This is a genomic window from Oceanobacillus sp. FSL K6-0127 (assembly GCF_037983385.1).
Lineage (GTDB): Bacteria > Bacillota > Bacilli > Bacillales > Amphibacillaceae > Oceanobacillus > Oceanobacillus profundus.
The window spans coordinates 2,789,140-2,801,518 of sequence record NZ_CP150287.1 but is presented as its reverse complement, the minus strand read 5'-3'; the positions used below and the strand labels follow the sequence as shown (position 1 = coordinate 2,801,518).

Genomic DNA, 12,379 nt, shown 5'->3' with positions numbered 1-12,379 from the left:
AGGAGAGAGGCAGATTGGCTAAATCAACATTACCACAATTTCCTGAACCTATATGGCGTGAAAATCTATCATTACCGAAATTCTCGACCTTAAATGAATCCATTAAAACAGATGTAGCCATTATTGGAGGAGGCATTACAGGAATAACTGCAGCGTATTTACTATCGAAACAGAATCTTAAGGTAGCATTACTTGATGCAGGCTCCATTTTAAATGGAACTACAGGCCATACTACCGCGAAAATAACAGCACAGCATGGCCTGATTTACGATGAATTAATTCACCATTTTGGTTTGGAAAAAGCATCCCTGTATTATCAGGCTGCTGAAGAAGCGAAACAGTTTATTGAAGACATAATAAGTAAGAAGGGGATTGAATGCAGCCTCACCACAGAGGATGCTTATCTTTACACAAACAATGACACATATTTGGAAAAAATAGAGAAGGAAAAAGAAGCATATGACAAATTAAAAATAACTAATAAATTAGTCGAAAGCATACCACTTAATATTCCAATAAAAGCGGCTCTTGTTATGCAGGCACAAGCACAATTTCATCCATTAAACTATCTGAAAGCATTAGTGGAAGAGAGCTTACAAAAGTCTGTAACTGTTTATGAAAATACAACAGCTGTAGATATTGAATATAATAAGCATCCTAGTGTCATAACAAGGGATGGACATCGAGTAACATGTCGATATGTAATTGTAGCTTCTCATTTCCCTTTCTATGACCGGGAAAGCTTTTATTTTACTCGCATGTTTTCTGAAAGATCATATCTTATCGCAGGAAAGTCACCAAATGATTTTCCAGGAGGAATGTATATTAGTGCGGAATCACCAACACGCTCCATTAGATCTGTAAAGTTGCATGATGATAAGGAGTTTGTGCTCATTGGTGGAGAAAATCATAAAACAGGTCAAGGCGACTCTACGATTGCGCATTATGAAGCCTTGCAGAAATTTGCTAACGTACACTTTCAAGTCGAAAAAATTGACTATAGGTGGTCAGCACAAGACTTAACAACCTTGGATAAAGTGCCATATATCGGACCAACGATGAAAGACGAGGATGCAGTACTTGTTGCTACAGGCTATCGTAAATGGGGGATGACGAATGGAACAATTGCAGCTAAGATACTGTCAGATACCATCTTGCGTAAAGAAAATCCATATGCAGATCTATTTAAACCATCAAGATTTCAAGCTGATCCTTCGGTAAAGAAATTTATGGAGGTAAATGCCGATGTAGCGAAACATTTGTTAAAAGGAAAACTAGAATTTACAAAGGATACGGTTAAAGACCTTAAGGCCGATGACGCAACAGTTACCAGGATCGACGGTAATCGAGTTGGTGTTTATAAAGATAAAGATAGTAAACTCCATATGGTGGATACAACTTGTACACATTTAGGGTGTGAAGTAGAGTGGAACTCCGGTGAACGTTCATGGGATTGCCCTTGCCACGGATCTCGATTTTCTTATACAGGCGAGGTTTTAGACGGACCTGCTAAAAAGCCTTTAAAACGAATTAAAAATTAAATTAAAAACATGGTCCTATTGAACAGGACCATGTTTTTAATTGGAATTTAACTATAATGGTAATTTTTAATAAAGTGGACAAATTCTTTTTCTATCGGAAGTCCAGGCTTACAAATGATGTACATACTGGATGAAGGGACGTCTATAAAATCAATTGGAACTTCTAAAATTCTTCCTTCCATCAGTTCGCGTTGGATTATTGATTTTGGCAAAAAGCTAATACCAATGCCTTCCATTACAAAACGCTTTGTAGCATGTGTTTGATTTACTTTCATCATCCGTAAAGCAGGGATGAGCTGCTTGAGTTGTTCTTTTAGATTGCTCCAATAACTTGGATGATTATCTGTAAATAAAATATGATTCTCTAATAATTCTTTCGCATCGATAACAGGACCAATTTCCAAATCATATCCATCATGATTACAAACAAGGCTTACGGGTTCTTCGTGGAATTTTATTGACTTTACGTTTGATAACCCGGGAATACAGGATAAGCCAATATCAACTTCTCCATTTTCGATTAAAGAAGAAATTTCAATTGATTCAACAACTTGAATCGATACTTCAACATATGGATTTTCATCTATATATGTTCGTAATATACTTGGTAAAATAGTCTCTGTGAACATGGGAGAAATAGCAATACGAATCGTTCGTTGATATCCTTGTTTATATCGATTGATAGCTTCCAAGCTTTTATCCATTTGAGAAAGGATCTCCTGTGCCTCCTGATAAAAAAATCTTCCGAACTCAGTTAGCTGTACATTTCTACCGTGTTTTATAAAGAGCCTCTCACCAAGTTCTTTTTCTAATAGTTTCATTTTCGACGTGATTGCAGGCTGGGTCATAAATAATTTTTCTGCGACAATTCTAAAATTTTCAACCTCTGCAGCCATTAAAAATGTTTGTAAGGTTCTTTGGTCGATTATAATCACCTCATTGATAAAACTTATTTATTATTATACTAAAAAATTAAAAATTTTAATAATGATTCGGTTCATTTATAATTACAAGAGAAAGGGGAGGATTACGTGTATTATCCAGGTTTAAAAGGAGTTACAGCTGTTGAAACAAAATTAAGTGATATTGATGGAGCAAATGGTCATTTAACGTATAGAGGGATTTCAGTACAAAAATTGGTAGAAAATTATTCCTTTGAGGAAATAGCATATTACTTGCTGCATGGAGTTTTTCCAAATCCAAATCAATTGCAGCTGTTCCAAACAGCTTTACGTGGGAACAGGGAATTACCTCCTTATATTAGGAACATATTATCCAACATTCCTATAGAGCAATCGATAATGGATGCTTTACGTACAACGATTTCAGCACTTTCAGCAAAAGAAGAAGCAGAAGATACGGCCATACAATTAATCGCTATTATTCCAACCATTATCGCGAACCGTTACCGGGTAATGAAAAAATTAGGTGTAATTGAACCTAATCCAAGATTAAATCATGTAGAGAACTTTATTTATATGTTAACAGGTGAAACGAATACAGCTAACGCAAGAATACTTGAAGCGTATTTAATTATGACAATGGAGCACGGATTAAATGCATCGACGTTTGCAGCTAGAGTGACAATTTCAACAGAAAGTGATCTCGTTTCAGCAATCACAAGTGCCATTGGAACGATGAAAGGACCATTACATGGCGGAGCACCATCTGGAGTAATAGATTTATTAGAGGAAATCGCGACAAAGGATCAAATAAGTGAAGTAATTCACAATAAAATAAAAAATAAAGAGAGAATTATGGGATTTGGTCACAGGGTTTACAAGACTGTAGATCCACGCGCAGAAGCATTAAAGCAAATCATTTACAAACTGGAATCGTCACCAGAATGGATTGAATTAGCAGTTGAGACTGAGAAAGTAACGATTGATATATTAAATGAACTGAAACCAAATCAAAAGCTATATACGAATGTAGAATATTATGCTGCAGCAATTATGAAATCACTGGAATTAGATCCAGAATTATTTACAGCTATATTTAGTTCAAGCCGAATCGTTGGTTGGTGTGCACATGCAATTGAACAGAAAAATAACAATGTAATTTTTAGACCAAATGCAACATACGTAGGAAATTAAATAAAAAATTACGCTATGAATATATTTTGTAGCGTAATTTTTTATTTTATCTCAATATCACAAGTATACTTATATTATGAGATGGGAATTTCGATTTTCTAGTTTACTTCCTATAATATATATTATGTAAACTAGGAAAAATTTAAAGAAAAGAGGTTGTTTACTACAACCTTTTAATTGATAAAATGTAAACTATACCCTCTATCACGTCATTTATGAATAGATTATTCTCTTTGGAAATTTTTTTATATTAGTTAACAACTCTTTATCATAAGTCGTTTTAAATTGAATCCGATCATCCGGTCTTGTTTGGCTATTAAAAGATATTTCATTTTGTGCTAATAAATTTTTCAGTCCAATTTCAATTAATTGATTGAGATGCATTCTCTGTTTTTAGCAATCATTTGAAATAAACTAATGTTCTACTACTAATATTTGCGGAAAGATATTCTTCCATTTTTCAAATCATCATTGTTAATATGCGTATAAATTTTACGTAATAATATAATTAAATGGTATTTTTACATGAATTATCTGTTCAAAGATATAAAAATCAAAATTATTAAGACAAGAAACTCTAAACTCCCCTCTTCTACAACTTTTAAGACATGAAAGTCTAAACGAAAAATTTGCTCATCATTATTTACTCGTTTAAAATAAATCTAATTCTTCTCGAATAGCTTCTATATCATATATTGTCTCCAAGAAACTTAATTGATACGGTTCATTGGCCTTGTCTGAATTACCTGCTTCTCTTAAATTTATCAAGAATACATTGTTGTTTTTTGTAAATGTCTCTGCAAAATAATCCCCTGTGTGATTAAATTCTGAATAATGATGAGTGACACAAAGTGATTCTCCTGTACCCTTTACAAATATTTCAAATACACCACGTGATGTTTTTAAGTAAAGTTCTTTCCCAAATCCCCATCAAAATCTTCCTATCTTATAAAACAATCCTGCTTCGTTAGCTGAATTACACTTCTTTACAATTTTATCAAAACGTGTTGAAACATTTTATAATGTAGTTAATCAACCTGGAGAATAAATAATGGAGAGAAAAATCATGCAAAAAAGGTACCCGTGAAGGACCTTCTTCCATACTATATAGCAAAAGCCCATAATTATAAAATGCAGGCGCTTGTCTTTTATGCTATCAATAATCAAGGGAGATGTATATAGAGTGTTACCCCCTTCAACTATACTAACGAAGACAATTATCGAGGAGGATAATCAGTCTATCCCCGAATGGTTTAAAAAAGAATATGCCCATTGGAAAGAAGTGGTTTCTGACAGAGAATTTCCTTGCCCATTTGGAACAGTTGCTGAAATAAATGGGCATTTAAGGTATTTTTATGTTGAAAATGATAATTTTCATTCTTTGCCCCATGTCCTCAGGGAATTTCTCGATCTATCGAGAAGAACTAGGACTAGGCATGCCTTTGTTATTTTTATAAAACCAGAAATTCCAGAAAAACCTTTTGCTTATTATGAATCTTATTTTTGGGATATTATAAATTATTTACATGTGAATGATGAGATGGAATGGTGTGAAGATATCTCAATACATCCGGATGACGCCAATTGGGAATTTTGTTTTGATGGAGAACCAATTTTTGTTTCTGCCAACATGCCTGGGTATAAACACAGGATTACGAGAAACATTGGAAACAGCCTTATCTTAATCTTCCAACCGAGAAGAATTTTTAATGATATCTCTTACAAAACAAATCGTGGTAAAAATGCTATCAATTTAATTAGGTCAAGGGTGGAATCTATTGAAAAACTCCCTTTTCATCCAGATTTAGGAGAATACGGCAATGAAGGTTACAGAGAATGGAAACAGTATATTATTACAGATGGCATAGAACCAAGAAGCGGCCAATGCCCTTTTCGTTCAAATGAAATCAGGAATGAAAAAAAGTAATCACCTTGTTGCTTTGCATTGCACTGGTTTTCTTAGGAGGTGGTCTAATGAACCACCTCTTATCTTTATCTACACAACCAAATTCAGCCGATATATCTGCAAAAAAGCCCCCTTTGATTTCTGCGTCTATGTTATATTGTCTAAATTTATTTATAAAATCTTTCTGTATCTGGAATACGATTTTTCAGATTGATTACTTCCTACTTTTCCACATTCTTTATCCATTCAATTTGACCCATTTCACCTGTTTGTGATGCTTTTGTTTTATTGCCGATTTTGTATGAATTTTGTTAGCACGCAAAATGGCTCCTGTTAAATTTCATACCAACATGCAGAAATTAGATATAGCTTTTGCTTATGTATTTCTAGTTCACTGATTATAATATCCAACATTTATTTCTGAATCTTGGGGATTATATAGAATGCGTGTGAAGGAGGATCAACATGGCAGGGTCAAAAATAGATGAGAAACATATGAAATGGTGGCAATTATCTTTATTTGGCGTGGGTTGTACGATTGGTACCGGCTTTTTTTTAGGTTCAAGTATCGGTATCGGGCAAGGTGGACCATCTATCGTCATAGCATATGTTTTGGCTGGAATCACAACATATATTGTTTTCGATGCGTTAGCCAAATTAACGGCAAGCCATCCTGAAAAGGGAGCATTCCGTTCCTATGCCAAACAAGCCTATGGACCTTGGGCCGGGTTTAGTATCGGATGGATGTATTGGTTTGCAGAAATATTAATAATGGGAAGTCAGCTTACCGCGCTGTCAATTTTTTCACGCTTTTGGTTTCCTAATATCCCTTTGTGGTTATTTGCAATCGGATATGCGATTCTGGGACTTTTTGTATTGCTCGTCGGCGCAAAGAAGTTAACGAGCATTGAAAATATATTTGCCGTCATAAAACTTGCTGCAATTCTCATGTTTATCATTATAGCCGGGTCATTTGTTTTTGGTATGTTTGATGGTGTAGAAAAATTACATATACCCAGTAGCATGGACGAGCTTTTTCCGACTGGATTCGCGGGATTTTGGGCAAGTCTGATTTTTGCCTTCTATGCATTCGGAGGTATTGAGGTAATGGGTCTTATGGCCGTACAACTGAAGCAACCTAAAGAAGCCCCGAAATCAGGCAAAGTAATGATATTATCACTAATAACTATTTATACGATAGGATTGGCTTTGGCATTAGTTTTAGTGCCATGGGACGTTTTTAATACGAAGGAAAGTCCATTTATCGTTGCCCTTGAGGACTTTGATTTAGGATTTGTTCCACATATTTTCAATGGTGCATTGATTATTGCTGGTTTCTCCACCATGGTTGGATCTTTCTACGGTGTAACTACGATTCTCGTTTCATTAGCCCAAGATGGAGATGCACCTTCCTTTTTTGCAAAAGATGGGAAGTTGGCTGTACCGTTTCCTGCCTTAGGTTTACTTATTTTAGGGATTGCCGGGTCCATCGTGCTATCCCTGGCGCTTCCAGACAAAATATATACCTATATAACAACAGGTGCAGGTTTAATGCTCCTATACAACTGGTTATTCATCATCTTATCCGCCAGAAAGTTACAGAAGGATAAACTAAAAAACCGAATTAAATACTACGTTGGGATTATGTTGCTAATTGCAGGTATTAGTGGTACATTGATCGATAAAACTAATCGGCCTGGCCTTTTTATCAGTCTAGGAATTGTCGGTCTAATAGGGGTTTTTGCATTTTTTGTGAATAGAAAAAGAAAGATTAAGGACCGCTAATGCTGGATTAATAATAAAATCCCTTGCCATCCAAAGAATAGCCCGAAGCCAATGAGTGCCAAACCGGAAATAAACGCGATGCCAGTAAGTATGCGTTCATTTAGTAGTTTTCGGAAACTACTTGAAACTGCAGCCATGATAAAGTCCCAGGTCAATAAACCGATAAAGATTGCACAACTATATAGAATTAAGGTTTGCGTTCCATAGCTTGATGCAGTTTTTGCAAGTACGGAACCATAAATACCTAACCAAAACAGAATAGTTAACGGATTTGAAATTGACATGATAAACCCTGCGAAAAAGGATTTATATAAGGGTTCTGCAGTCCTTTCATGACTTGCTTTTAATTCTTTGGCGCTTATCATGCTCTCGAGTCCTGTGTAAATTAAAACAAATCCACCAAATAACCATAAGAATGTTTTTATAAATGGTGTGTCAACGATATGGACTACCCCCATATACACGATTAGCATATAAAATGCATCAGCTGTTACTGCTCCAAGTCCAACAAACCAAGCATGAAAAAAACCGCCTTTAATTCCCCGATCCATTTGAGCTGCGTTTACTGGTCCGATTGGTGCTGCAAGTGATAAGCCTAAAAGAATATAACTAAAAAAGACACCCAAAATAAACACTCCTTCAATGACTGCAATGTAATTATTTATTTATATTCATAAAGGAGGGCTTGTACAACTAGAAAGGAGGGGAATATTTATTACTTGTGTATTTCCTGAATACTCATGAACTAAGGGATTAGAGGAATTAAATTTCTTTTAATACTATGGTAATTAGATAATTTATCTATTATGTTACAGAAACCATCAGATAAGGGAGATTTAGTAATTTTATTCATGTGATACCCTTCTTGATTATAATTTGGCATAATAAGGTAAAGTGTCTCTGAGTCTATTATTTAATATGATGAATTTTATTCAGGTGACTTGTTAATATGATAATAAACTTGTCATATAGGGAACGGTAGTCTGTTAATGATTGCATCGTATCAGTCTAAATCATCTAACTTCTATAAAGTTTGACTATTTCATCTAACATTTGTTATATTCGATTATATAATCAAACTCCCCTGCTCTTTGGATAAGAAAGGAGCTGTTTATACATGGCAAATGAAGTCTCTGTCTTTATTATGGACGTAAGTAATTCATCTAAAGAAAATATCGGAAATGAATTAAGTGAATATCTAGAGCAATTAAAAAGTAGGATTGCTGAGTGGACACAACCTGTTGGCGTGACAAAGGTTAGTCACCGTGCTGGTGATGAATTGGTGGTTATAAGCAGTGGTTATGCATCGGCATATACACTTGCTTTCTATATAAGCCGTATCTGGAAGTTCACAGATCACAAGCCTTATTTTGGTTTATCCTTTGGTAATATCCAAGAGGATTTAAGCACAATAAACATAGAAACATGGATTCATCCATTAATGAAACAAGCGAGAAATGCTAATGATTACCTGAAAAAGCAACAGAACAGATTGCTATTTCGATTTGCATTACCTCGTTTATCAGATAAACAAGGCTTCACCGTTTTCAGCAAACAGTTCGAAACGTTAATAAATACAAGTTTAACTCTCAAGCAAGTTCAAATAAACGAACAAACCGATATACAATCTCGAGTATGTTCTTTATATTTAATGCTCGGTCAACAAAATAAAGTAAGCAAATATCTCGGTAGAACAACAGGTACTATCTCCCATCATATGAAACAGGGTAAAACGCAAGTCATCTTGCACGCATTTAATGACATTGTTAGGGTGCTGGATTTATTAGGTACGCAGAAGAATGAGCAACGTTTAACAGATAAGCTGCAATCAACCATTCGAAACAATATTATGAACCATATAAACGATTACTTTCCGAGAGAAAGGAGATTATAATGCCTGTACTATTGCTGCTCCTGGCGCATTTGGTTTGGCTTCAAACAGATCTAATGGTGAAAAATAAAATAAAACATTTAAAAAAACATCTGCTTCATCATCTGCTGACAACTGGAATCGCACTTGTCGTTATATGGGGTTATCACTTCGCGTTTCAACATATTATCAAGTATTTTATTCTGCCATTTATTTTTATTATTATCACGCATCTTTTAATTGATTTATTAAAAATAAAATTAATAGACTCCATTCCAAAAAGTGCAACAGATAATATGAAAAAACTCGGATACTTTCTTTTAGACCAGGCACTACATGTCATAATGATAATCATATCCTGTATTCTTTTCTTTCATATGAAGGCCCCAGAATTAGCGGCGAGTCTTTTAAACTTGAATGGAACAAGTAGTTTAAGCTTGCCCAACATAGTATTATTTATGATTATCATTTATATTTTGGCAACAACTGTTAGTGGTCATATCGTTAAATATATCATTGGTTCGCTGCCATCAGAACTTGCAAACTTTGAAGGTGAACTGACATTAAAAAATCAATTGAGTGCTGGACAAGAAAATAATCGACCGAAGACAGAAAATAGTTTTACAGAGGAATATCATTACTTTACATACTCCTCCCCACTTCGTTCGCGTGGAAAACTCATTGGCTATATAGAAAGATTGCTTGTTATTACATTAACAGTGATTGGTGCATACCCGTCGATAGCTTTTATTATTGCTGCAAAGTCGATTGCCCGATTCAAACAGTTAGATGATCGAAACTGGGCGGAATATTTCTTGTTAGGTACACTATCTTCTATTTTTTTAGGTCTGGTGCTCGGTCTAGTTGTACAGAGAATTATTATGTAAAAGATAAGGAGCCATTAACGAATGGCTCCACTTTCAGTTAAACATTTGAGATCATATCCTGCAATACTTTATTATGTTCTTCAATTTTCCAAAGCGCTTCAATTCCTAGCTGGAGGATCAGAACCAAAAATAAAATGAACATAACCAGGAAAATAAGATTTGCTCGATAAGAAAGTATGGCTCTTTTCTTTTATTCATACTCCTCCCCTACCTATCAAAACAACGGAGCTCATTTATATTCATTTCTAATCATTTTGGATCGTTTCAAAGATATGTTTTACTTTCGGGATCACATAACCACTGCCACCCCTTCCTTTGACATCCTCAACCATCATCGTTAGCAATAACGGAGAATCCTCCTCTGTCGTAAAACCGATGAACCAGCCATTCTCTGACCCGCTTTCATCACCTTTACTTGCTTTAATTTCTGCAGTACCAGATTTACCGCCGATTGTCATACCAGGGATACGGGCACGATACCCTGTCCCATCTGGATCTTCCACAACTTGAATTAAACTTTCCTTTATAAGCTCGGCTATACCGGCTTCAATCAGACTCTTTTTCCAAACAGTACGTTCTTCTGACTCAAGCAAATGTGGATATAATAAGTCACCTTGGTTTAAATAAGGTGTATAGGTTAGAGCAAGATGAAGTGGGCTCATCATGATTTCCCCTTGGCCATATGCTGAATCTGCAAGCTGTACTTCACGATCAATCCCATTATTAGAAAGGGTTGATGGCGCAATTGGAAATGGAATTGGCAGCTTTTCATCGAAACCAAATTTATATACTTCATTTGAAAATGAATCTATTCCCATTTCAAGTGCTTCTTGAGCAAAGTAAATATTGTCGGAATAAACAATTGCATCACGCAACGTTACTAATTTTTTATCGTGAACACGTGTAACATAATAGTCACCCCATGAATCATCCTTCTTCCAATGCTTACCTACAATTTTTCGAACTTCTTCCTGACTTGTAACACCAGTCTTTAATCCTACTGCAGCTGTAGTCGTCTTAAAGACAGACCCGGGAGAATAACGATTCGTAAAACGATTCAGAAATGGTTTGTTGGGATCTTCACTCCATTGCTTCCATTGCTTATCTGACAAACCTCTAACAAAAGTGTTCGGATCAAATGAAGGCGTACTGACTAAGGATAATATGGCACCTGTTTTAGGATCCAGTGCTACAGCCGCACCCGCGTCTTCCTTCAACTGTTCAAAAATTTCAAACTGCAGGGCTGCATCAATTGTTAATTCAATATCCTCTCCAGGGATTGCCTCTTCTTTAGCAAGAGTTTCTTTAAAACTTCCATCCGAACGCTTGATATAGATATGTCCTCCGTCTTTTCCTCTCAATCTATCTTCAAAAACTTTTTCCAGTCCACTATTCCCAACAACGTCTCCTGAAGCATATCCTTCTTGTTCTAATTCGCTTAGTTGATCAGCGGTAATTTCCCGAACATATCCAGTTATGTGGGCCGCTGATTCTCCAAATGGATATGTGCGAACTGTCTTTTCTTGTATTTTCACCCCGGGAATTTCTAAAAATGCATCCAGATTTGTTTCTCCCATCGGCAGCGTAACTAGTGGCACAAATACATCAGGCTCAACCCATTCTGCCTCTAGCTTGTGCTCTATCTCATCAATCGAAATCCCTAACAGCTTAGCTATTTTTGCCTTGGATGTTTTAGGTTCATCACCAAGTTTACTTGGAACAATACCGATCACATCAGCATGGTCATTGATAGCCACGCCGCTGCCATTACGATCGCGAATTTCCCCTCTAGAAGCCTTTAGCGTTTGAACTCCCACTTTATCGCCATCTTCGAGTGAGGGAAAAATAAGAGATGGATTCCAATCAACAAACCATTCTTGCTCAGAATCCCCTTTTTCTTTAATTAAAGTCGCTTGATGTGTAAATTCAATAGGTCCAACGAATGTTTCCATTTTTACCTTATAATCATAGCTGACAGAGGATTTATCTTGCTGCTTTTTGGTGTTGTTTGGATCAACTTTTGTATCAACTTGCAACTTGTTCATTTCCATTCCTTCGTAAATATTTTCATACCTTTCCACAAATTCCTTCTGGCTGATTTCTGCTTTTGCTTCCTTAGAAAGACTTTGATACATTGCTGCAAAATTCATCTCCTGCCAATTGGAAAGATAGGCATTAAAAATTTCTTCTGGTGTTTCCTTATTGGAACAGCCTGTCACAAAGACGATGATTGTAAAAATCATCGTCAATCCCAGCCAGAAATGTTTCAACTTTTTCAATCCCTTCCATAACTC

At 35.7% G+C, this 12,379-nt stretch carries 9 protein-coding genes and 1 pseudogene; 6 read left to right on the top strand and 4 right to left on the bottom strand.

Features of this window, described 5'->3' with window-relative positions:
* Positions 1-14 precede the first annotated feature (14 nt).
* Entirely contained in the window at positions 15-1,541 is a 1,527-nt protein-coding gene (locus tag MHH64_RS13880; protein ID WP_340001924.1) for an FAD-dependent oxidoreductase, read from the top strand.
* 47 nt (positions 1,542-1,588) lie between these two features.
* Here MHH64_RS13880 and MHH64_RS13875 read toward each other — a convergent pair whose 3' ends face one another.
* On the bottom strand, positions 1,589-2,245 hold the full coding sequence (locus MHH64_RS13875) for a substrate-binding domain-containing protein (protein WP_340001923.1): 657 nt from the start codon (positions 2,243-2,245) through the stop codon (positions 1,589-1,591).
* A 327-nt stretch (positions 2,246-2,572) separates the two neighbouring features.
* Here MHH64_RS13875 and MHH64_RS13870 point away from each other — a divergent pair, with 327 nt between their 5' ends.
* Entirely contained in the window at positions 2,573-3,637 is a 1,065-nt protein-coding gene (locus MHH64_RS13870; protein WP_118889615.1) for a citrate synthase/methylcitrate synthase, read from the top strand.
* Between the two features lie 657 nt (positions 3,638-4,294).
* On the opposite strand, the pseudogene MHH64_RS13865 reads toward MHH64_RS13870, so the two are convergent.
* A pseudogene (locus MHH64_RS13865) lies at positions 4,295-4,516 on the bottom strand (alpha/beta hydrolase); the annotation flags it as partial.
* A gap of 271 nt (positions 4,517-4,787) precedes the next feature.
* On the opposite strand from MHH64_RS13865, the gene MHH64_RS13860 reads away from it, so the two are divergent.
* Positions 4,788-5,564 (top strand): YqcI/YcgG family protein, encoded by a 777-nt coding sequence (locus tag MHH64_RS13860; RefSeq protein WP_118889616.1) that lies wholly within the window; start codon positions 4,788-4,790, stop codon positions 5,562-5,564.
* A gap of 444 nt (positions 5,565-6,008) precedes the next feature.
* Positions 6,009-7,328, top strand: a complete 1,320-nt coding sequence (locus tag MHH64_RS13855; protein WP_118889617.1) for an amino acid permease — start codon at positions 6,009-6,011, stop codon at positions 7,326-7,328.
* On the opposite strand, the gene MHH64_RS13850 is transcribed toward MHH64_RS13855, so the two are convergent.
* Positions 7,325-7,954, bottom strand: a complete 630-nt coding sequence (locus MHH64_RS13850) for a LysE family transporter (protein WP_118889618.1) — start codon at positions 7,952-7,954, stop codon at positions 7,325-7,327. The two genes, MHH64_RS13855 and MHH64_RS13850, sit on opposite strands and share 4 nt — an antisense overlap.
* 491 nt (positions 7,955-8,445) lie before the next feature.
* On the opposite strand from MHH64_RS13850, the gene MHH64_RS13845 reads away from it, so the two are divergent.
* On the top strand, positions 8,446-9,222 hold the full coding sequence (locus MHH64_RS13845) for a hypothetical protein (RefSeq protein WP_095306912.1): 777 nt from the start codon (positions 8,446-8,448) through the stop codon (positions 9,220-9,222).
* Entirely contained in the window at positions 9,222-10,085 is an 864-nt protein-coding gene (locus MHH64_RS13840; RefSeq protein ID WP_340001922.1) for a DUF3307 domain-containing protein, read from the top strand. The genes MHH64_RS13845 and MHH64_RS13840 overlap by 1 nt, the downstream gene beginning before the upstream one ends.
* Before the next feature lie 245 nt (positions 10,086-10,330).
* Here the strand turns inward: MHH64_RS13840 and MHH64_RS13835 are convergent, their stop codons facing one another.
* Positions 10,331-12,364, bottom strand: coding sequence for a penicillin-binding transpeptidase domain-containing protein (locus tag MHH64_RS13835; protein WP_340001921.1), 2,034 nt, complete (start codon positions 12,362-12,364; stop codon positions 10,331-10,333).
* Positions 12,365-12,379 lie beyond the last annotated feature (15 nt).

Excerpts from the sequence above, each read along its gene's own strand:
- MHH64_RS13875 (WP_340001923.1), bottom strand. The coding sequence starts at position 2,245 with ATGGATAAAAGCTTGGAAGCTATCAATCGATATAAACAAGGATATCAA.
- MHH64_RS13840 (WP_340001922.1), top strand. The coding sequence starts at position 9,222 with ATGCCTGTACTATTGCTGCTCCTGGCGCATTTGGTTTGGCTTCAAACA.
- MHH64_RS13845 (WP_095306912.1), top strand. The coding sequence starts at position 8,446 with ATGGCAAATGAAGTCTCTGTCTTTATTATGGACGTAAGTAATTCATCT.
- MHH64_RS13860 (WP_118889616.1), top strand. The coding sequence starts at position 4,788 with ATGCTATCAATAATCAAGGGAGATGTATATAGAGTGTTACCCCCTTCA.
- MHH64_RS13855 (WP_118889617.1), top strand. The coding sequence starts at position 6,009 with ATGGCAGGGTCAAAAATAGATGAGAAACATATGAAATGGTGGCAATTA.